The sequence below is a fragment of the Photobacterium sanctipauli genome, from assembly GCF_003026495.1.
In the GTDB taxonomy this organism is placed as follows: Bacteria; Pseudomonadota; Gammaproteobacteria; order Enterobacterales; family Vibrionaceae; genus Photobacterium; species Photobacterium sanctipauli.
In genome coordinates, this window is the sequence record NZ_PYMA01000001.1 from 653,056 (window position 1) to 673,721 (window position 20,666).

Annotated in this window: 19 protein-coding genes and 2 tRNA genes; 9 read left to right on the forward strand and 12 right to left on the reverse strand. The window is 47.5% G+C overall.

The features are described from left to right. Window positions 1–157: 157 nt before the first annotated feature. The 6 genes from C9I98_RS02835 to C9I98_RS02860 form a co-directional block, all read right to left on the reverse strand. Window positions 158–1,996, reverse strand: coding sequence for a bifunctional sugar phosphate isomerase/epimerase/4-hydroxyphenylpyruvate dioxygenase family protein (locus C9I98_RS02835; RefSeq protein ID WP_107271547.1), 1,839 nt, complete (start codon window positions 1,994–1,996; stop codon window positions 158–160). 52 nt (window positions 1,997–2,048) lie between these two features. Next, window positions 2,049–3,095, reverse strand: a complete 1,047-nt coding sequence (locus C9I98_RS02840) for a Gfo/Idh/MocA family protein (RefSeq protein ID WP_036821722.1) — start codon at window positions 3,093–3,095, stop codon at window positions 2,049–2,051. A 36-nt stretch (window positions 3,096–3,131) separates the two neighbouring features. Continuing rightward, window positions 3,132–4,082, reverse strand: a complete 951-nt coding sequence (locus C9I98_RS02845; protein ID WP_051902155.1) for an AEC family transporter — start codon at window positions 4,080–4,082, stop codon at window positions 3,132–3,134. A gap of 130 nt (window positions 4,083–4,212) precedes the next feature. Further along, a complete protein-coding gene (locus C9I98_RS02850) occupies window positions 4,213–5,490 on the reverse strand; it encodes a TRAP transporter large permease (RefSeq protein ID WP_036821720.1) in 1,278 nt (425 codons plus the stop codon). Between the two features lie 11 nt (window positions 5,491–5,501). Continuing rightward, window positions 5,502–5,996: a TRAP transporter small permease gene (locus C9I98_RS02855; protein ID WP_107271548.1), complete on the reverse strand. Its 495-nt coding sequence runs from the start codon at window positions 5,994–5,996 to the stop codon at window positions 5,502–5,504. A 67-nt stretch (window positions 5,997–6,063) separates the two neighbouring features. After that, window positions 6,064–7,068, reverse strand: a complete 1,005-nt coding sequence (locus C9I98_RS02860) for a DctP family TRAP transporter solute-binding subunit (RefSeq protein WP_245907078.1) — start codon at window positions 7,066–7,068, stop codon at window positions 6,064–6,066. Between the two features lie 593 nt (window positions 7,069–7,661). Here C9I98_RS02860 and C9I98_RS02865 point away from each other — a divergent pair. From C9I98_RS02865 to C9I98_RS02895, 7 genes are all read left to right on the forward strand, one after another. Next, entirely contained in the window at window positions 7,662–8,885 is a 1,224-nt protein-coding gene (locus tag C9I98_RS02865; RefSeq protein ID WP_036818897.1) for a LysR family transcriptional regulator, read from the forward strand. A 142-nt stretch (window positions 8,886–9,027) separates the two neighbouring features. Further along, window positions 9,028–9,954, forward strand: coding sequence for an NAD(P)-dependent oxidoreductase (locus C9I98_RS02870; RefSeq protein ID WP_036818899.1), 927 nt, complete (start codon window positions 9,028–9,030; stop codon window positions 9,952–9,954). A gap of 10 nt (window positions 9,955–9,964) precedes the next feature. Further along, the gene (locus tag C9I98_RS02875) at window positions 9,965–10,993 is read left to right on the forward strand and encodes an aldo/keto reductase (RefSeq protein ID WP_338049189.1); all 1,029 of its coding nucleotides are present in this window, start codon (window positions 9,965–9,967) and stop codon (window positions 10,991–10,993) included. A 105-nt stretch (window positions 10,994–11,098) separates the two neighbouring features. Then, complete coding sequence (locus C9I98_RS02880) at window positions 11,099–12,121, forward strand: TRAP transporter substrate-binding protein (RefSeq protein ID WP_036818902.1); 1,023 nt, start codon at window positions 11,099–11,101, stop codon at window positions 12,119–12,121. A 49-nt stretch (window positions 12,122–12,170) separates the two neighbouring features. Beyond that, the gene (locus C9I98_RS02885) at window positions 12,171–12,776 is read left to right on the forward strand and encodes a TRAP transporter small permease (protein WP_051902007.1); all 606 of its coding nucleotides are present in this window, start codon (window positions 12,171–12,173) and stop codon (window positions 12,774–12,776) included. After that, on the forward strand, window positions 12,776–14,062 hold the full coding sequence (locus C9I98_RS02890) for a TRAP transporter large permease (protein WP_036818905.1): 1,287 nt from the start codon (window positions 12,776–12,778) through the stop codon (window positions 14,060–14,062). Before C9I98_RS02885 ends, C9I98_RS02890 begins: the two co-directional genes overlap by 1 nt. An 88-nt stretch (window positions 14,063–14,150) precedes the next feature. Further along, complete coding sequence (locus C9I98_RS02895; RefSeq protein WP_036818908.1) at window positions 14,151–15,068, forward strand: MBL fold metallo-hydrolase; 918 nt, start codon at window positions 14,151–14,153, stop codon at window positions 15,066–15,068. Here the strand turns inward: C9I98_RS02895 and C9I98_RS02900 are convergent. Further along, complete coding sequence (locus C9I98_RS02900; RefSeq protein WP_036818909.1) at window positions 15,065–15,964, reverse strand: helix-turn-helix domain-containing protein; 900 nt, start codon at window positions 15,962–15,964, stop codon at window positions 15,065–15,067. The genes C9I98_RS02895 and C9I98_RS02900 overlap by 4 nt on opposite strands. A 120-nt stretch (window positions 15,965–16,084) precedes the next feature. Between C9I98_RS02900 and pobA the strand changes: the two genes are divergently transcribed. Continuing rightward, entirely contained in the window at window positions 16,085–17,299 is a 1,215-nt protein-coding gene (gene pobA / locus C9I98_RS02905) for a 4-hydroxybenzoate 3-monooxygenase (protein ID WP_036818911.1), read from the forward strand. A gap of 74 nt (window positions 17,300–17,373) precedes the next feature. On the opposite strand, the gene C9I98_RS02910 is transcribed toward pobA, so the two are convergent. The 4 genes from C9I98_RS02910 to C9I98_RS02925 form a co-directional block, all read right to left on the reverse strand. Then, window positions 17,374–17,450 (reverse strand) — tRNA-Asp (locus C9I98_RS02910). 41 nt (window positions 17,451–17,491) lie between these two features. Next, window positions 17,492–17,582: transfer RNA gene (locus C9I98_RS02915), tRNA-Ser, on the reverse strand. Window positions 17,583–17,698: 116 nt separating this feature from the next. Beyond that, entirely contained in the window at window positions 17,699–18,196 is a 498-nt protein-coding gene (locus C9I98_RS02920) for a SixA phosphatase family protein (RefSeq protein WP_036818913.1), read from the reverse strand. A 216-nt stretch (window positions 18,197–18,412) separates the two neighbouring features. Further along, window positions 18,413–18,676: an Lpp/OprI family alanine-zipper lipoprotein gene (locus C9I98_RS02925; protein WP_036818920.1), complete on the reverse strand. Its 264-nt coding sequence runs from the start codon at window positions 18,674–18,676 to the stop codon at window positions 18,413–18,415. Between the two features lie 453 nt (window positions 18,677–19,129). Between C9I98_RS02925 and C9I98_RS02930 the strand changes: the two genes are divergently transcribed. Next, window positions 19,130–19,312, forward strand: a complete 183-nt coding sequence (locus C9I98_RS02930) for a hypothetical protein (protein ID WP_107271550.1) — start codon at window positions 19,130–19,132, stop codon at window positions 19,310–19,312. 89 nt (window positions 19,313–19,401) lie between these two features. Here C9I98_RS02930 and C9I98_RS02935 read toward each other — a convergent pair whose 3' ends face one another. Continuing rightward, window positions 19,402–20,658: an ABC transporter substrate-binding protein gene (locus tag C9I98_RS02935; protein ID WP_107271551.1), complete on the reverse strand. Its 1,257-nt coding sequence runs from the start codon at window positions 20,656–20,658 to the stop codon at window positions 19,402–19,404. Between the last annotated feature and the right edge of the window lie 8 nt (window positions 20,659–20,666).

The following is a 20,666-nucleotide window of genomic DNA, read 5'->3' on the forward strand; positions in this document are numbered from 1 at the left end:
CATTTACTCACCCAAGCTGCCGCTTCACTCGATAAGTATAGCCATGAGAGATTTGGGTCAGGCAGCGCAGATAAAAAAAGGCAGCACACCGGTGCTGCCAAAAGGATTTAAACGTGAACTCAAAAGCTAGGACAAAACAAATAAAAACTAAAGACTCTTAATCGGTGTTCCTTGCCATCGACTGGGCCGATAGGCGAATAAAGGCATTCTCTTCACCGTAGCGAGAGTACTCACCCACACGTTGAACAACCTCGAAGAAAATGCCATTGAACTCTTGGGTGTAAAAGTGGAAGAATGCGCCCTTCTCATCCTGATCATACATAATATTATTGCTTGCCAGTTTCGCTAATAACTCAGGCTCAAGACCAAAACGGGCTTCCAAGTCACGGTAATAGTTGGCTGGGATATCAAGCAAGTAATCACGATCCACCTTCTCTGCCTCCACAAAGATATCGCGGCATTCAAAGGCAATCTGGTTAACGCTGGCACCATTCGACTGCTTCAGGAAGTGCTGCGATGATGTCTGCGATGCATTGGTGGTATTAAGTGCAATCTTCACCTTGTTGTTCGGGCTGGTAACCGTACGGCTGGTGATCAACCCGTTGGTATCTGGCAGATCGTAGCTCTTCTCGGTCTCAAAGCCAAACATTGACTTATAGAAGAAGATGGTCGATAGCATCTCGGTATTCGACACGGTTTGGCCCACATGGTCGATACGGACCAAGTTATCATCCTCCGCCGAATGCTTATCACTAAGCGGCTCAAAGTCGGCCTCATAGAATTTCAGCGGCGACTTCTCATCCAGGAAGTACACCAAGGTATCACCGGCCCCTACTGCGGCTGGAATGCTCAGCTCAGTATCGGCATTGGCTTCAAGGATCACATCCGAATGGTAGCGCTGAGCAAACGCCATGCTCTTGGTGCTATCTTTCGACAGCAAACCGATAGCACACACCGACTCACCGTGCTTGTTCAAGAACTCATGGGCATTACTGTTGCGCTCTTTATTCAAGACAATGTTTACATTGCCTTTTTTCATTAGCTCAACATCTTTTGATTTATGAACGTGGGTTGTCTCAAAGCCCAACGAGCTCAGCACCTTCACCACGGGGTTATTGGCTTTATCTGCTACCGAAAACTCGATAAATTCAATATCGGTCACTTCAGGCGGCGTATGCTTTTTCTCTTTGGCTTGATCTTCTAGCCATTTCAATGAGCGGATACCATCAACCGCCTTCTCGTAAGGTGACGAAGCCCTGAATTCATCGTTGAAGATTTCATGGGATAGGTAGTCGTCAAACCCCTTGGCTTTAAGGGCTTGCAAAAACTCAACAACCGGTAGATCGCCCTGGCCTGGGAAGCAACGGAAGTGGCGGCTGTATTGCAAGACATCCATATTCAGCTTAGGTGCATCCGCGACCTGAACTAAGGCGATTTTCTCCAGTGGAATATCGTTGATTAACGTATCAAGGGTATTGCCACGGGCGAACATATGGAAGGTATCGAGCACAATACCGAGGTTATCGTGGTTAACCAAGTTCACCAGTTTCCACGCATCATCATAATCGGCGATATGGCGACCCCATGCCAAGGCCTCATACCCCAACATGATATTCTCTTGCTTGGCCAGCTGGGCGACCGCATGCAAGTCTTCGGCGCACTGCTGCAAGTCAGGTGATGAATACGGCTGGACGTTGCTGCACATCATCATGCGCTTGGTACCAAGCTCATGGGCAAGTGCCATTTTTTTCTCAAGCATGTCGTACTTTTGCTGGCGTAATGGTGCAGGCATTCCTTCCATATCGCGAAACGGCTGCAACGCCAAGATTTCCAGCCCATAATCGCCCGCCATGCGCTTCACATCAGCCGGAGTGCCAGTGAATTTTGTTAAGTCCTGCTCGAAAATTTCAATCCCATGGAAACCGGCTTTATGGGCGGCTTCCATCTTTTCAGCAAGGGTTCCGGAAAGACAAACAGTTGCGATTGAATACTTCATTGTAATACCTCTATTAATCCATTACTGCCAGCGTGTTTAGCGACATTCAGCCTTACTTAACTTCAACATAATCCGATGTTTCACATGCCTTGATGACGGCATCGATAACCTTCAGGTTCTGCAAACCGTCTTTAATGCTCACGCGTGGCTCAACATCGTTATTAATCACATCACAGAAGTGTTGCAGCTGAAGTTTCAGAGGGTCTTCGCGATCAATATTCGCTACCGACTCTTGCAACGGCTTCCACCACGATTGCGCTTCCCCTTGAGCAAATGACTTCAGGCGCATGGTCGGAATCGACAGTGAGCCATGCGTACCCGCTACGTGGTAGCAGTCTTCGTCTTCATAAGTCGCATAGGATTTATTTTCTTGCGAGGTTTGCTCCCAGCTCTTTGGGCTACTTGCGGCATCGGACAGCAAGAATGTCCCTAGCGCACCGCTCTCAAACTTCAGGGTGATAGCCGTGGTATCTTCTACTTCAAAGTGACGGGTCGCGTTAGAGCTGATGGCCTGCACACCGACAATCTCACCCATTAGGTAGCGTAGGTTGCCGATTTCATGGATAAGGTTGATGAGGATGGGACCGCCGCCTTTTTTCGTGCGCCACGCGCCAATTTCAAAGTAGTCATCTGGCTTGTAGAAGATCGCACTGCCCATGATAGCCACCAACTTACCCAATTGGTTACTTTCAATAACCTGCTTAGCCGTCTCTAGTACCGGGCTGTACGCACGGTGGTGACCCACAAGCACTTTGCTATTCAAGCGTTGTGCTTCGCGATAGACACGCTCACCATCTTCAATCGATTCTGTTACCGGTTTTTCGACAATCGCTGGCACGTTTTCATAAATACATTGCAGTGTTTGTTCGGCATGAAGCTTGTTGGGTGTTGCCAGGATAACGCCATCCGGCTTATTTGCTGCGAACAATTCATTTAGGCTTGCATACAGTGGCACCTGGTATTGTTCGGCAATTTCGTTGGCTTCTGGCGATGGGTCAACAATAGCAGCAAGGTTACACTCCGTGCTTTCACTCACTAGTTTCAAGTGAGTTTTACCAATAAGGCCGGCACCTGCGACCGCAATGTTTAATTTTGTCATCGTTTTATTCCGTTAAGCAGATTATTAATACAAGCGTTAAAAAGTCACGCTTCCAGCATATAAGGTGTAAAAATAAATCGTCGTTGTAATCGTGATACTCGAAAGCACCGTCGTTATCAGTAAGGTACTGGCACAAAATACTTGTTGGCCATATTTCCCACCAATAACGGGATAAATACTCATCATTGGCGCGGCAGTAAATATAATGATCGCCAGCTTTAAATCACCATCAAGCGGTAAGAACAACATCAGTACAATGGCAATCACCGGGCAAGCAATAAGTTTAATAAACGAAACAAACAGTGTCCGGCTTAAATCATCCATTATCTTAGAGCGGGCTAATGCCCCACCGATAAAGAACAGGGCTAAGCCCATTGAGGTATTGGCCAAAATATCCAATGTTTCCACTAAGTAGCTCGGTACTGTTAAGCCTGATAGGTTAATCACCACACCGACAATGATCGCGATGATGATTGGGCTCTTCATTGTCTTCGACAGTATTGCCAACGCCGTCTTGCCTGCATTGACCTTGGTCTTCACATTCGTCGACTCAATAAAAATCAATGATAGCGGTATTAGGATCAGGTTCTCGATTAAGATACACATTAAGAAAGCTTCAACAACATTGCTTTCAAATATTTGCATCGCAATCGGCAAGCCGATAAATGCGCTATTTGGCATGCCGCACCCAAGGCTATTGACCGCTGTTTCCCCCCAAGAGTGCTTGAATATCAGGCGACTGCCTAACATACCAAACAGCATGGCAGTTAACCCCGTTAAGGTATAAACGGTCAAGTAATTCGTGTTTAACCCGGAAAAGAAATCCATGTCGATAATATTGACGACAATAATCGACGGCATGGCTATATATAAGACAAACACACTGCATTCATTAATAAACTTCTTACTGAAGAAACCAATATGCACGGTGTAGTAACCGATACCAATTAATATAATTATTGGTAGCAGTATGCTTATAATAGACACGCAATATTTCCTTATCTGCGATTAAATTTTTTATTTTAATTATTAGGTATAGCTATTTGTATTTGGTTATTCGGCTGGGCAATTCCAGCCGAATATTACCTTTTATTTCGTTCTTACTGTTTGTCTTTCGTTAATACCCAAAGAGTCTTGGTAACATCAGTACAGAACTAGGGACGAAAGTAATAAACATCAGTACCAATACTTCCAGTAAGAACAGTGGAATAACCTGACGGGAAATCGCCGCAATTCCAACCTTTGATATGGTGTTGGCAACAAACAAGCACATGCCCATTGGCGGTGTGATCAAACCAATCATCAAGTTGAAGATAACAATCACCCCGAAGTGCACCGGATCAATACCAAAGCTCATCGCTATTGGGTGCAGGATAGGGATCAAAATCAGCATCGCGGCAATGCCCTCAAGGAATAGGCCGACAGCCAATAGGATCAAGTTAACCAATAACAAGAACACAATCGGGTTAGTGATGTTATCCAGCACCTGCTGGCTGATCATCTGAGGTACTTGAGAGAAAGTCAGCAACCAGTTCGCGACCGATACCACTGCAATCAAGATCAGCACAATTGAAGAGTCGCGCATCGAGGTAATAAATACTTCAGGCAAGTCTTTGATCTTCAATGTTCTAAAAATAAACATACCGATAATCAGTGCGTAGAAGGCAGCAAACGCAGCCGCTTCCGTCGGGGTAACAATCCCCATCAAGATGGCACCGATAATAAAGACTGGCATTGTCAGCGGTACTATCGCACTGATAAACGCATTGAACCTTTCTTTTAGGCTCTGCTTGGCCGTATTACACTTGATGTTCTTATTGCGTGACGCATAGATATAAACAAATACAGACAAGCAAACGGCTGAGAGTACGCCCGGTACAATCCCTGCCAAGAACAATGCCGGCACCGATACGCCACTGGCAATCAAGGCATAGATGATCACCGGAATACTTGGTGGGATCATCGGGCCGATCACCGATGAAGCCGCGGTTAGCGCCGAAGAAAACTCTCGAGAGTAGCCTTCTTTTTCCATCTCAGGAATGAACACGCGACCCAGTGCAGAGGTATCTGCAACAGCAGAGCCCGACAGGCCGGCAAACATCACCGACGACCACACGTTTACCTGTGCCAGACCACCTCGGAATGCACCCACTAGCGAGTTGGCAAAGGTAATAATACGGTTGGTAATGCCACTTTTATTCATTAATTCACCGGCAAGCACAAACAATGGAATTGCCAGAATGGAAAATGAATCGAGGCCGCCAAAGATCCTTTGGCCAATAAGACTAATAGAAATAGGCGTTTCGCCAAGATACAACGTCATCGACATGATAATGGCGAAGACTAGCGGAATACCGAGTATTAAAAAGAAAGATAAAACAGCCAAAGAAAACATACTAAATCCCTTTAATCGTTTTGTTCTTGTAAAACTGCAGTGTTATGCGTCACCGACTTTTGACGGTAGCTCAACAAACGCAGGACAGCGGCGATAATCAGGCCAACACCACCAACAATAATGGCTGATTGGAAGTAGTACATTTCAATACCAGTCCCCGGAGAAACGATACTCCCCCGACGCTGGGTAAATAAATAACCTGAGTAAGCAATAATGAAGCCACAGCCCAACACTGAAATGTCAGTAATAAAATCAATTTTCTTTTGCAGGCTTTCTTTAATGAAGCCATTTAGGACAGAGAATTTGATATGTGTGCCGTCCAAGTAACAGATGATCATCCCGAACATCACACCATAGATCATGGAGTACTTGGCGAGCTCTTCACTCCACATAATCGAGTAGTTGAAAAAGTAGCGGCTGATACTTGCCACCAACATAACAACGAACAAGTTGAACAGTGACAGCCCTGTCAGTGCAGCTAGCACCTTGCGATAATTTTCTATCATACCCACCTCGACACTGGCATGGCATCAGCTACCTATCGCCAAGCAATAGGTAGCTAACGTATGCCGTTTAGATTTTAGCCTGAGACTTCGCTACAGCAGCCTGTGCATCAACCACCCACTTAGAGTCGATTGACTTGTTCAACCACTCAATAACGCCAGGCTGAGAAGATTCACGGAATTTCTCTAGCTGCTCTCTGTTAAGCGTGGTGATTTCCATGCCGTTTTTCGACAGTGTTTCAAGGCCTTGTGCAGAGTTAACCTGCTGGATAGCGCGACCTACGGTACCTGCCACTTTCGCAGCACGATCGATAATGGCGCGATCTTCGTCAGACAGTGACTTGTAGAAGTGGTCGTTCATCAGCAGGAAGTCAGTACTGTAGACGTGGCCATCAAGCGTGATGTACTTCTGGAACTCATAGAACTTGTTGGCAGTGATAACACTGATAGGGTTTTCTTGGCCGTCAATAACGCCCGTGGTCAATGCGGTTGGTACTTCAGGGAACGCGATTGGCGTTGGCTCGGCACCCATTGACTTCATCATTTCAATGTATAGCGGTACCGTCATCACACGAATTTTCAAACCACTTAGGTTCTCAGGGGTGGTGATCGTGCGCTTTGAGTTCGTGAAGTGACGGAAGCCAGTTTCACCGTAAGCTAGCGTACGAAGGCCGGTTGTTTTCAAACAGTGATCGCTAAGCTTCTTACCAAACTCACCATCTAGCACATCCCACGCCACTGGCGCTGACGGGAACAGGTATGGAATTTCCAATACCGCCGCTTCTTTACAGACTTTGGTAAACGGCCCTGAAACCATTGCCATGGTTACCATGCCTTCCTGTGCTGACTGAACCAGCTCTGTCTCGCTACCTAGCTGACCAGCTGGATATACATTGACTTTAATTCGGCCACCGGACTCTGCTTCCACTAAGTTTTTGAAGACCTGAGTCGCGGCACCTTTTTTAGAAATTGTCCAATCCTGGGAGTCTACGTGACCAATAGTAATAGATATGTCTTTGGCGTATGCACCAGTAGCGGTTCCCAGTGATAATGCCAGCACTAAAGATTTAATCATATTCACAGCGTGTTACCTCCTATTAACATCACCAAAACATTAGCATTGAATGTTTAGTCGCTGTAATTGATATAGTGCAAGGTGTATTCAATATTGATATAGACATGCTCTTAATTGGTATAAAGCACTAAGCAGGCAATATACTGATTAAAAAATGGCAAGAGCCTAATTTATAAGGGCTACAGCCTCTATAGAGAACCATAAGGACAAGGGTAGAGAGCTTAAATGCCTATTACTTTCCTTATAAAACCGACCACTAAGCAAAGCCTTTGCTCGCTTACCCACAAAACAAGAAACGAAAATACAATAAATGCGTTTAAGTACATGTTTTATAAAACATTAAATCAGGAATAATCATTCAAGTGATTGACTAAAATTCATTCGAAATCGCGATTAAAACATGACATGGCTCACCATTTATGAATAAAACTGCATCATTTTTGAATAGCCCAACCAAAAAACTGGTGCGACCAGAAAGTTAATTTTTCGCTTTTTGATAGTTATCACAATATCAAAAAGTTAACATTTCATTTTCAACCCATGGTATTTGTTTTTGGTATAGTCGCCTTAATTTGATAGTTAAGGAGGACTTGATGATTGATATCCCAAACCTACGGCATTTAAATGCATTCGTTGAAGTCGCTAACACCCAAAGCATCAGCAAAGCGTCAGAACGCATTTTTTTATCCCAGCCAGCCATTACTCAAGCGATCTCGAAGCTAGAGAAGAGTATAAAGACGAATCTATTTGAAAGGCGCTCTGATGGCATGTACCTGACCGATGCCGGTGAGGGGTTCTCTTTTCGGGTCCAGCGCGCCCTTGAGCAAATCAACAATGGCATCAAGGATGCGGTACGTATCGGCAAAGGCGACAAGAAAACCCTCGCCAATAGCCGGGTGATCGCCGTAACAACCACTCAGCTTCGTGCTTTGCTGGCTGTTTCCGAAGCGCAAAACTATACCGAGGCGGGTCGTCGCATTGGGGTTTCCCAATCATCACTCTACCGTGCATCGCGAGAGCTGGAAGACTGCCTAGATTTGGTACTATTTGAAAAAACCAGTATTGGCATTTGTATAAGCAAGGCGGGACAATCACTGGTTAGGGCAACCAAGCTGGCTTTCAGTGAAATCCGGCAAGGACTGGATGAAATCACCAGCAACAACAATACCAGCTCCGGCAATATCGTGGTTGGCAGTATGCCACTGGCACGAACTTGTATTTTGCCTGATGCGATCAATGAATTTACCGACCAATACCCCGACTGCACTATCCAAATCATCGACGGCCCATACCAAGATCTGCTCTACCACCTTAGAAATGGCGAAATCGATGTCTTGATTGGTGCGCTGCGTTTCCCCACCCCGGTGTGTGATATTAAGCAAGAGACCTTATTCGCCTCCCCCAACAGCATACTGGTTCGAAAAGACCACCCGTTGGCAAGCCAAAACGAAGTATCGCTGGAAGAATTGGCCAAGCAAAGTTGGATTGTGCCACGGCAAAATACCCCGGCACGGGAAATGTTCGACGATATCTTCATTGAGAATAACTGCGCCCAGCCGACACAAATCATCGAGGCAAGCTCTCAGGCACTGATCCGTGAATTGCTATTAGGAAGTGACAAACTCGCGCTGCTTTCTAAGCACCAAGCCTATCGTGAAATTGAAGAAAATACCCTAACCGTGATCCCTTTTCCGCTAGCCAACAAAGAGCGACCTATCGGTATCACCTTGAGGAAAAACTGGCAAGCCACCACCCCGCAAGAGCACTTTATTCACCTGCTAAGGGAAAAGGGTTTGGCATTTTCAGGTATTCAATAACCGCCAAAGCGCTATTCAATAAATGAATAGGTACTGACTTTTTTCAATTTACGCTTTGTTTTGCGCAGTGCTAAATTCTCAAAATGCTATTTACATAGCTTTAACATTTTTTTTGAATTTACCCTCCGCAAAGGATAGCGTTATGGCAAAAGTATCTAGGCTTGCCTTCATCGGCTTTGGTGAAGCCGCTAAAGCATTTCTTACTGGCTGGGCCGATGCCGCTCCGCCAGTTATTACAGCCTATGACCAAAAGACGAATCACCTAAGTCTTCGCAAAGATAAATTACAAGATTACATCCAGCAAGACGTGCAAGGTTGCTTCAATCTTCACGAGGCCATCGACAGCGCAAAGGTGGTATTCTCGCTTGTCACCGCAGACCAGGCTTATGAGGCAGCGGCAGCAGCGGCAAAACACATCAAGCCAGGCCAGTTCTATTTCGATTGTAATTCGTGCTCTCCCGATACCAAGCGCGAGAATGCAAAACTCATCAATGCCGCTGGCGGCTGTTATGTCGACGTGGCTGTTATGTCACCTGTTCACCCTAAGCTTCACCGCACCCCACTATTGATTTGCGGCTCTCATGCCGAGCAAGCAAAACCATTATTCGACTCTCTTGGCATGAACGCCCAAATCATTGAGGGCGACGTTGGTGTGGCTTCATCAATCAAAATGGTCCGTAGCATCATGGTTAAAGGGCTTGAGGCACTCACAGCCGAATGCTTGCTAGCCGCCAGAAAAGCACAGATTGATACCCGCATTTTGGCCTCGCTCGATAATAGCTACCCTGAGTTCAATTGGTATGAAAAAGCGGGCTACAACCTCGAGCGAATGATGCTTCATGGTGTACGCCGTGCAGCAGAGATGCGTGAAGTGGCGTTAACCGTTGAGCAGTTGGGACTGAACAACGGGATGGCAAAAGCCACCACAGACTGGCAACAACAGATTGGTGATTTAGCGCTAAATGCCGAAAGCGAAGACTTCGCAGAACTGGCCGACGCCCTGCTCAATGAGTTGGAAGCACAGCAGGCAGTCACAGCCGCACCAATCGCTGATAAGAAAATAGTGTAAGGATGATGTAATGAGCGACAGTGCGAATCAGCAAAAACACATGCGCCGTATTGGTCGGTTTTCAACCCCGACCGTTGCATTTGGCTGTATGAATGTCTCCCACGCCTATGGCAACCCGCCATCAGAAAAACAAGCCATTGAGTTACTGAACCAAGCCCTGGATCAGGGCTATAGCATGTTGGACTCAGCAGCCTTGTATGGCTTTGGGGCGAATGAGTCCCTGCTTGCCAAGGCCGTGGGGCACCGCCGTGATGAATACCTGCTTGCCAGTAAGTGCGGTATGTTCAAAGGACCTGATGGTAAAAAAGCCATTGATGGACGCCCGGAAACCATCCGCAAAACTTGCGAAGATAGCCTGCGTCGCCTTGATACTGAGGTGGTTGACCTCTACTACCTTCACCGTTGGGACAAGTCAGTTCCGATTGAAGAGAGCATTGGCGAGCTTTCTCGCTTGGTTGAGGAAGGCAAAATTCTAGAAGTCGGTTTATCTGAAGTCTCAGCCACCACCCTTGAAAAAGCCCATCGCATCCACCCTATCGCAGCCGTCCAATCTGAGTACTCACTTTGGACCCGTAACCCTGAAATTGCCTTACTTGATAAGTGTGAAGAAGTCGGTGCTACAATGGTGGCTTTCAGCCCATTGGGAAGAGGCATCTTGACCGGTAAGTTACGCGAAGTCGATAACTTCGCCGCCAATGATATCCGCCGGGCAATGCCGCGCTTTAACCAAGAGAATTTTGCTCAAAACCTCGCGCTTATCGACCAGCTCTTCGACGTAGCCAAATCGGCTTCGACAACAGGCGAGCCACTGTCACTAGCCCAAATGACCATGGCATGGGCCATCGCCCAAAGAGACAACATCATCGCGCTGCCTGGCACCACCAGCTACGAACACATGGTCGAAAACTTCTCAGCACGAGAAATACAACTCAGTAACACCGCCCTGGATGCACTCGATCGCATCATTAATCAACACACCGTTATCGGGCCGAGGTACAACGCAACAACCCAACAGGAAATTGATACCGAAGAATTTTAAATACCGACAATCAATAACCAATCATCTATAAGCAAAAAGCAACAACACAGCAAGAAATCGATACAAAAGAGTTTTAATACAACATAAACAACCGGACGTTTATCTATGAAAACTATTTTAAAAAAAACGAGTACCGCTGTTCTAACTTCTCTACTGCTAAGTTCTACCGCTATGGCTGCCGATGTTACCCTACGCTTCGGCCACTTCTGGCCTGCGGTTTCCGACATTCACAAAGAGATCTACCAAGCATGGGCCGATGAAGTGGAAGCGGATTCCAACGGCCGCATCAAGGTAGAACTATACCCCGCGTCTATGCTGGCCAAGCCACCCGCCCAATATGATGCGGTAAAACACCGTATTTTAGATGTCACGGCAACCGTACAAGGCTACTCGGCTAACCGTTTCCCGCTCACCCAAGTATTAGAGCTGCCAGGTGTTGTACAAAACGCGACCCAAGGCTCTTGTGTTGCGCAGAAACTGTATGATGAGGGCGCATTCGGCAAAGAGTACAAAGACTCCAAGCCACTCTTTTTGTTCACCCACGGACCAGGCGTCTTGCATGTTAAGGGTAAGAGTATAGAAGAGCCGTCAGATCTCGAAGGGCTTCGCATTCGCCGCCCTACCGCCGTGATCGGCAGCCTGCTTGAAGAGCTGGGCGCATTACCCATCGGGATGCCAGCACCGCAGTCGTACCAGTCGCTTCAACGTGGTGTCATCGATGGTGTTGCACTACCTTGGGAAGGCGCAAAGGGCTTCAAGCTGAACGAGCTGGCTGACAACCATACCGAGGTTGGTGGCCTTTACTCCCTCGCATTCATCGTGACGATGAACCAAAACGTCTACAACAAATTGGATGACGAACTAAAAGCCGTTATCGACAACAACTCCGGCGAAAAGTGGTCGAGCATCGCTGCCACCGTGTTTGACCGCCTAGACAAAGAAGGTCTTGCCGACGCCAAAGCCGCCAACCACAGCATCTACCGAGTTGATGCATCCAGCAACCAAGAAACTTGGCAGCCAGTATTTGAAAAGGTAACCGAAAACTACCTATCTGAACTGGACGCAAAAGGCCTTCCGGGTAGAACGGTCTACAAACGAGCAATGGAATTATCTGCCACCTGTAGCTAACTCACCCCACTTGCTAATAAAGGCCTCAAGTCTATAAGGAAGCTCGATCATGAAAGGATTCGTCAGCCTCGTTAACCGCTGTGCCTACGGATTACACCTCGTCAGCGGTGCCATTTTGGTGTCGATGATGTTCATCACCCTTAGCGATGTCATCACCCGCGCCGTCTTTAACTTCACTGGCGGCAATATCGATTTCACCTTCATCGGTGGCGTGGAATTAATTAAATATGGCCTGCTGTTTGCCATTTTATTCACCCTGCCACACTCGGTCACCAAGTCTCAGGTTATTGTTGACTTGTTTACCGAGAAAATGAACCAACGGCTAAAAATATACCTTGAGGCCTTCTATACCCTCGGCTTCTCCCTGCTGGGTGCAGGTATGTCAGTGCGCTTCTACGAAGCGATTGGCTCTGCCCAAATGACCGGAGAGACAACCCAAGATCTTCTCATCCCAATGCATTACCTCTACAGCACTGTGCTTGTGGCAACGTCGATGTTAACGCTTCGCTCCTTCATCTTGGCACTTGAGTTGGTGTTCGCGAAAAACGACCCAGCTCCAGACACCACGCCTCAAAGTGATTCAAGCGAAAAAGCAGAAGCTGCAACAGCGCCAGGCGCTCGCCAACAATCACAGCACAAAGAGGAGCTTGCATAATGGATGCTTCAACCATAGGTTTAATTTGTATTGGCTTAATGTTGGTCATGATCGCCTTCCGAGCCCCTATCGCCTTATCAATGGCCGTCACCGGCTTTGTTGGCTTCGGTTCGATAGTTGCCTTTCCTTCAGCCGTTGCAATTTTAGACAGCGGCCCATTTGAGACCCTGTCGAACTATAGCTACAGCCCAATCCCAATGTTCATCCTGATGGGTGTCTTTGCCTCGAAGGCGCAAATGTCGCAAGAACTTTTCTATGGCGCACGTACCCTGTTTGGACGATGGCGCGGCGGCATGGCCTTGGCAGCCGTGACGTCCTGCGGCGTATTCTCAGCCATCTCGGGTTCTTCACTGGCGACGGCAGCCAGTATGTCCCGTGTCGCCCTACCGGAGATGGAAAAGAATGGCTATTCGATGTCCCTCGCCACCGGCACCCTTGCCGCTGGCGGTACATTAGGCATTATGATCCCGCCTTCCATCGCCCTGTTGCTCTATGCACTGATCACCGAACAATCGGTCGGTGATATGTTCATTGCAGGGGTGATCCCCGGGTTGCTTGGCCTCTTCCTGTACTGTGCCACGATCGCCATTACAGTATGGCTCTACCCTGATCTTGCCACCCCAGGGCAAGAAACCAGCTTTATGGAAAAAATCAAAGGGCTAAAAGGCTTAGTGCCATTTACCGGCATCTTTGCCTTTATCATCTGCGGGATCTACTTTGGTTTATTCACCCCGACCGAAGCAGCAGCTGTTGGTGCGGCCGGTACCTTGTTCATCGCCATCTTCCGTGGCATGACATGGAAACAGTTTATCGAATCCATCGAAGAGACCTTGGCGATATCATCAATGATCTTCTTTATGATCATCGGTGCCGAAATCTTTGGCTACTTCCTGTCGGTTTCGCGTATTTCCTACTCGTTGGTCGACTTTGTTGATAGCTTGCAACTATCGCCTTACATGGTGCTGTTCGCGGTACTCTTGTTATTCATGCTATTAGGCTGTGTCATGGACAGCATTGCAATGCTGCTGCTTACGGTACCGGTGGTCTACCCATTGATCGAAGCAGCCGGATTCGACCCAATTTGGTTCGGTATCGTTGCTGTTATCACCGTTGAGCTCGGCCTGATCACCCCGCCTGTGGGTATGAACGTATTCGTCATCAAATCCCTCGCCCCGGGAGTATCCATCAAAGACATGTTCAAGGGGGTATTCCCATTTGTGCTGTCAGATATCACCCGCCTGCTGCTTATCATCGGCTTCCCTTCCCTCGCACTGGGTTTGCTCTAGCACTTCCACCCCCACAGCTATTGCGGCTGTGGGGGGTAGCGACAAACGCACTACAACCAACAATAAAACCTACCCTACGGAGAAAAAGATGAAATATCTGTCTTCGCGTACGCTTGTGCGCGCAATTCCTGTCATGCTTGGTGCATTGCTCTCATTCACCGCCATGGCAAAAACCGACGTCATCCTGCTAGGCACGGGAACGCCTGTCCCCGACGCCTCCCGATCGGGTCCATCAACCGCTGTCGTTTATAACGATAGGGCCTTTGTCTTCGATGCTGGCGGCGGCATGGTGCAGCGAGCCATTGAAGCTGCCCAACATAAAGGGATCAAAGCGCTATATCCAACCAATATCCAACATGTGTTTCTCACCCACCTACACAGCGACCATATTCTCGACGTTTCGGAATTGGCCGCCACTTACTGGTGGCGCAGGGATGAAAAGCTGTCTGTATATGGCCCTATAGGAACAAAGAAGTTCATCACCGGATACTACGATATGCTGTCGGCCGACATTCGCTTACGTACCAGTGGCAAGCAGCCAGTGAAAAACCCGACGCTATACCAAGTTAATGTCACCGAATACACCACCGGCAACGTAGTCTATAACCAAGGCGGGGTGACTATCGAAGCATTCAAGGTTCCCCATGGCGATATCCGCCCAGCGTTTGGCTACAAGATCACAACGCCAGACCGCGTGGTGGTGATCAGCGGGGATACCGCTTACTCAGAGGCAATGAAGGACATTGCCAAAAATGCTGATGTACTGGTTCATGAAGTGATCAGCGACGAAGGCTTGGCAAAACTACCCCCGTTCTGGCAGAAATATCACTCTAGTAGCCACACCAAGACCGATGAACTCGCAAAGATAGCCAATGCCGCTCAGCCTAAGCTGTTGGTATTAAGCCATATCCTTCACTACAGTGCTTCTGTCGACTCGGTATTGGAAGAGGTGCAAGCCAGTTACGATGGTGACGTCGTGATCGGCAATGATCTGGATGTCTTCTAAAACTCAGTATCAAACGGATTCAATTGGCGAAACTGCTTCGGACTCAGCCCAGATTTGTTCTTAAAGAAGCGGGAAAAATAGGCCGGATCGTCATACCCCAAGTTGTAGGCGATCTGGTCAATATTGAGCTGGGTATAGAGCAAGCTTCGCTTGGCCTCAATAAACAGCCTATCGGAAATGATTGCTTTGGCCCCCACTCCTTTGACCGTTTTGCATATCCGATTCAAGGTTGAAAGCGACATTTGAAGCTGGTTGGCATATCGGGCAACCGTCCATTGCTGGCGAAAATGCTTCTCTACCAACTGTTGAAACACATAATACCCTTGGTTTGGCTGATTTGCCCCCAAGCCTTGATGGTTGCAGTGCTCGATTTCCCGGTACAGGGTCATCAGAATAAGTTTGGCGAGCCACTCAACCGTATGTCGCTTACCTGAATAGCTCGAATCTGACTCTGCTGATAATAAATCAAAATAGTTCTTGAGCTGTTGCGGGTGGTGAGAGTTGGATGAGAAACGCAATATCCTCGGGCTATGGATAACAGTATCAAACAGCCCCATTGCCCTTGAACCTGCCGCTTGGTTGATAAGCGGCTCGGCAATAGTCAGTACATGACCTAAGGTTTCGGGCGAAAAAACAAACCCGTGGACAACCCCGGTTGGGACTACCACCGCCCCTCCCCCATCAAAGCTTAGCTCTTTGTTATCTAATAATATTTTAGCCTCACCTTGATATATGATCAGCAACTGGAACAACTTTCCATGCCGATGTGGCTTGATTTTCCACCCCTGCTTTTCGCTTCTTGCTGCTATTGACTCGATATGAACAAATTCAGAATCATCGCTGTCATTTTCTTCGCCATACAAGAAGAAACGGGGTATGGCTGCTTCGCTTTCCATCGCTATGCCTTTCAATATCCATCATGACTAAAAAGTACAAGAATTTGGTCGGTAATTGAATGGAGAAGATCACAACCTTTTAACACAATGAATACATCTTCATTATTCAGGAGCGTTGAAATGGAAGTCATCAATACCCAGGTAGCCATTATTGGCTCAGGTCCTTCTGGTCTGCTGCTTGGCCAATTATTGGCAAAACAAGGCATCAGCAATGTCATCATCGAACGATCTTCTGCCGTCCATGTGTTATCCCGGATTCGAGCCGGTATTCTGGAGCAAGGTTTTGTCGATTTGATTCGTGAAGCAGGCTGCAACGCCCGCATGGATGCAGAAGGGCATACCCATGACGGCTTTCAAATTAGTGTTAACGGAAAAGGTACCCGCATTGACTTAAAAGCGCTAACCAACGGCAAGGTCGTGACTTGCTACGGTCAAACCGAGATCACCCGAGACTTGATGGATGCTCGCCAAGCAGCTTGCCTGCCTACCTACTACAACGCGCCCGTGTCTGAAATTACCGATGCCAACTCTGCGGCTCCCTCAGTGTACTTTGAACAAGATGGTCGGCAGTACGAAGTGAACTGCGATTTCATCGCTGGCTGCGATGGCTTCCATGGTATTTCACGCCCCACCATTCCCAATCACATTCGAAAAGAATACGAGCGTGTTTACCCGTTCGGTTGGCTTGGGCTATTGAGTGATACCCCACCGGTCGATGATGAGTTGATCTACTGTAAGCATCCCCGTGGCTTTGCCTTGGCCAGCCAACGCTCCGCGACTCGCTCACGCTATTACCTGCAGGTTCCTCTCACCGACAAGGTGGAAGAGTGGAGCGACGAGCGCTTTTGGGATGAACTGAAAAAACGCTTACCGGAAGATGCCTCACAGCGACTGCAAACTGGCCCAAGTATCGAGAAAAGCATTGCCCCACTGCGCTCATTCGTCTGTGAGCCGATGCAATACGGCCGTTTATTCTTGGTGGGAGATGCCGCCCATATCGTGCCACCTACGGGGGCGAAGGGCCTAAACCTCGCCGCTTCAGACGTCGCCACCTTGTATCAAGTGCTAACCCGCGTCTACAAGCACGACGACATGGGCTGTATTGAGCAGTACTCAGAAATTTGCCTGCGTCGAGTGTGGCACGGCGAGCGTTTCTCATGGTGGATGACCAACATGCTGCATGACTTCGGCGAGCTCAATGTCGATAATACCGACGGTGCAATCTTCAACAAGCTAATGGGCTCAGAACTCGATTATTTCCTTAATACGCCAGCCGGCAAAGTTACCATTGCCGAGCAATACGTCGGCCTGCCGTACGAGTCGCTTAAAGATTAAGGTTAGATGTACGCAGTACTTTCTGGAGCGTTAAAAGCAAAAAAGCCTTGTCTTTCGACAAGGCTTTTAAACAGTGGCGGAGCGGACGGGACTCGAACCCGCGACCCCCGGCGTGACAGGCCGGTATTCTAACCAACTGAACTACCGCTCCAATTCTGTACAAAAGCAGTATATATACTGCTCTTTAGAATGTGGCGGAGAGATAGGGATTTGAACCCTAGATACGCTACAAACGTATGCCGGTTTTCAAGACCGGTGCTTTCAACCACTCAGCCATCTCTCCGTAAGTGCGGCGAATAATACCGAGCATCAGAAAAGTTGTAAACCCTTAAATTAACCAAAAACAACCGTTTGGACACATTTTCAGCAATAGCATGTTATATCGCACAATATATCAATTTAATTCTTTTCTCTCAGCCGCTTAGGGTAATCATAGAAAAAGATTGTCGCATCCGTTTCAGCCACTGCCTGCCAACAGTCAACTTCAAACCCAACCACCAATACCCCGCAGGTGGGGATGTTCTCGGTCTGGAATCCAAGCATATTGGCCAAGTCCGTCATGGCCGGATTGTGGCCGACCACCATCAACCTATCAACCACGTCATTACAATCACGAATAATATCGAGCAGCTCAAACGGTGATTCCGAATACAGCTCGGTTCTCGACTCTAGCTTAGGCTTGCTGTGCAGCGCTTTTGCCATCAAGTACGCCGTTTCCGATGCCCGCAAAGCCGAACTGGTTAATATCAACTGAGGGCTGGCTTGCCAAGCATTGAGCTGTTGCGCCATTTTAGGTGCATTCTTCATCCCCCTGCTATTAAGCGGCCGCTCATGATCATCCAACGTTGGATCATCCCATGATGACTTGGCATGTCGAACCAAAAACAACAGTTTCATCGCATCCCCCTAAAACCCAATCACTCGCACGCCTGCAGGCGGCATGAATAGTCAAACAGCCATCAAGGCATAATAGCTAAAGTATAAGAAAGATAAGACGTTGCAGTTTGTAGAAAGCGATACTGATGAGATAACGAAGGCGAAGGTCGTTGCTTTAAAAAATAGTAATTAAGGGCAAAAGGAGGAAAGTGGCGCCATTAACGCCACTTCATGGCATTACTTCTGGTAAGAGTCAGCAATGTTATCGATACGCTGGTTTGCACGCATTGCTTCCTGGTATGCCGCATCAGATGCTGCACGCGAGTCATTTACCGCGCCTGCCAATTGATCTTGCTGGCCTTGTAGTGAGCTAACCTGATCAGAAAGCATATCAACTTTGTTGGTTAGCTGGCTTAGCTGATCCACTTCTTCACTGCTTGAACAACCCATTAGGGTTACACTCAAAATTAGACCGGTGAAAAGAGCTGCAGAACGTTTCATCATTATTCTCCATTTTAATATCGAATATTATTTACCACATCAAGCAAAGGTTACATAACCTCAAAGCCGCTCACGAGAGAATTTATAACTTTGTGGCATGAGTGTCTCTTTTTCTTCCGAATTTTGACAGCTAATTGACATTCAGCTAAATATTTAATGGATTTAAGTATTTGAGTTTTAACATCTTATGTAGAAATAATCTCGATATTGCTAAAATAGAATTAAAGAATAATAGAAGCTTATTGCCCACCTATCGTCACCTAGCAACTTCCCAACAAATCACGCGCGTTAATAAAATATATATCAATAAGCATAGAGCTTCCCTGAGAGAAAGCCCCACTGAAGCACGTATTATTCCGCCAATCTCATATTCCATTTTTAGCAGGTGCCAGATATCAGAATAAGTATTAGCTTTTTAGTTATGCGTTCACAACACCAATAAGAGAGCTAGCTATGAAAGTACTAATTGAATACACCGAAATGGGCAAATACAGAGATAATGTATGGGAAGGAGCAACGACAAAAACTAAAGGCCAAACTCAAGCTGTTACACCATCATTCGCCGCACAACTGATCGAAAACAATAAGGCAAAACTAGTCACAACCGAATGTGATCACATCATAATCGAAAACTAAATGTAGAATTCACCCAGATACATCTAACATGACCGAAAACCAAAGTAGTTCTCATTAGGCAATAGAATTTGCCTAATGAGAATTAAACCCTACATCGCCGCCTTAACAGCCCGAGCCAAACGATGTGCCGCTTGCTTAGGATCAGCCGTTTTGGCATTGAAGAAATTACTCACCACATCAAAAATAGCCGCTTGGACATAGCTGGTTGTTGCCAAGCCCTGGGACACACTCGGCACCAATCCGCCATTTTCAGCGGTATCTTTAAAGGTTGCCATTGAATCTTTGGCGCACTGATCAAAGCTGTCCAGCGCCATATCCATACGAATTGGGATAGACCCTTTATTCAAATTAAATGATGTCTGGAAACCTTCATCCAAAATGGCGCGAGCAAGATCTTCCTGCGCTTTGCGATTCTCTTCGTCACTGAGCTTAAAGAAGGCAAAGCTATCAATGTTGTAAGTGAACTGGCCATGCGTGCCCGGGGCGGCGACGCAAATATAATCTTGGCCTGCCACTTTGCCATCGGCTGCAAACTCACCCTTGGCCCAATCCCCCATGATTTGCATCGCCGCTTCACCATTGCTGACCATGGCTGTCGCGGTGTTCCAGCTGTTGCCACGGTATTTAGGGTCAACGTACTCTTTCATACGGCGGAACTGAGTGAAAACTTCCACCATCTTCGGGCTATTTAGTATCGACATATCAAGCTCGACAAAGGCTTTTTGATAGTCTTCAGGGCCAAGAACTGCCAGGGCGACAGCTTCAAACAAGGTGACGTTTTGCCATGGCTGACCGCCACCATGAGCCAATGGGATATAGCCCGCCTGCTTGATTTTTTCGGCGGCGGCAAAAAAGTCATCCAGTGTCACGGGAATTGCCACACCCACTTCGGCAAACACCTTCGGGTTCGCCCATAGCCAGTTAACTCGGTGAATATTCACCGGCACCGCAACATAGTCATCTTCATGCATGATGATCTGCTGGGCGACCTTGGGCAAAAACTGCTGCCAATGATCTTGCTCGGCAACGTTATTCAAGTCGGCCAAAAAGCCCAACCGACCCCACTCTTGGATATCATCGCCTTTGATCTGCGCTGCCGACGGCGGGTTGCCCGATACCGCACGGGTTTTCAACACCGTCATGGCACTTTCGCCACCGCCACCAGCAATGGCAAAATCTTTCCATTGGTTGCCTTGGGCTTCAATGGTGTCTTTTAGCAGTTGTACCGACTTGGCTTCACCGCCTGATGTCCACCAGTGCAACACTTCTACTTCACCGGCGTGGGCAATCACTGACGATGCCGCCATACCCAAACCACAAGCAAGAGACAGCAAGGAGTGTTTCATTATTCCGA

Bases quoted from the DNA above. Each gene is read 5' to 3' on its own strand.
- C9I98_RS02840 (WP_036821722.1), bottom strand. From the start codon at position 3,095: ATGACAAAATTAAACATTGCGGTCGCAGGTGCCGGCCTTATTGGTAAA.
- C9I98_RS02855 (WP_107271548.1), bottom strand. From the start codon at position 5,996: ATGATAGAAAATTATCGCAAGGTGCTAGCTGCACTGACAGGGCTGTCA.
- C9I98_RS02890 (WP_036818905.1), top strand. From the start codon at position 12,776: ATGGATGCTTCAACCATAGGTTTAATTTGTATTGGCTTAATGTTGGTC.
- C9I98_RS02870 (WP_036818899.1), top strand. From the start codon at position 9,028: ATGGCAAAAGTATCTAGGCTTGCCTTCATCGGCTTTGGTGAAGCCGCT.
- C9I98_RS02885 (WP_051902007.1), top strand. From the start codon at position 12,171: ATGAAAGGATTCGTCAGCCTCGTTAACCGCTGTGCCTACGGATTACAC.
- C9I98_RS02920 (WP_036818913.1), bottom strand. From the start codon at position 18,196: ATGAAACTGTTGTTTTTGGTTCGACATGCCAAGTCATCATGGGATGAT.
- C9I98_RS02875 (WP_338049189.1), top strand. From the start codon at position 9,965: ATGAGCGACAGTGCGAATCAGCAAAAACACATGCGCCGTATTGGTCGG.
- pobA (WP_036818911.1), top strand. From the start codon at position 16,085: ATGGAAGTCATCAATACCCAGGTAGCCATTATTGGCTCAGGTCCTTCT.
- C9I98_RS02850 (WP_036821720.1), bottom strand. From the start codon at position 5,490: ATGTTTTCTTTGGCTGTTTTATCTTTCTTTTTAATACTCGGTATTCCG.
- C9I98_RS02930 (WP_107271550.1), top strand. From the start codon at position 19,130: ATGAAAGTACTAATTGAATACACCGAAATGGGCAAATACAGAGATAAT.
- C9I98_RS02835 (WP_107271547.1), bottom strand. From the start codon at position 1,996: ATGAAGTATTCAATCGCAACTGTTTGTCTTTCCGGAACCCTTGCTGAA.
- C9I98_RS02925 (WP_036818920.1), bottom strand. From the start codon at position 18,676: ATGAAACGTTCTGCAGCTCTTTTCACCGGTCTAATTTTGAGTGTAACC.
- C9I98_RS02895 (WP_036818908.1), top strand. From the start codon at position 14,151: ATGAAATATCTGTCTTCGCGTACGCTTGTGCGCGCAATTCCTGTCATG.
- C9I98_RS02865 (WP_036818897.1), top strand. From the start codon at position 7,662: ATGATTGATATCCCAAACCTACGGCATTTAAATGCATTCGTTGAAGTC.
- C9I98_RS02900 (WP_036818909.1), bottom strand. From the start codon at position 15,964: ATGGAAAGCGAAGCAGCCATACCCCGTTTCTTCTTGTATGGCGAAGAA.
- C9I98_RS02860 (WP_245907078.1), bottom strand. From the start codon at position 7,068: ATGATTAAATCTTTAGTGCTGGCATTATCACTGGGAACCGCTACTGGT.
- C9I98_RS02935 (WP_107271551.1), bottom strand. From the start codon at position 20,658: ATGAAACACTCCTTGCTGTCTCTTGCTTGTGGTTTGGGTATGGCGGCA.
- C9I98_RS02880 (WP_036818902.1), top strand. From the start codon at position 11,099: ATGAAAACTATTTTAAAAAAAACGAGTACCGCTGTTCTAACTTCTCTA.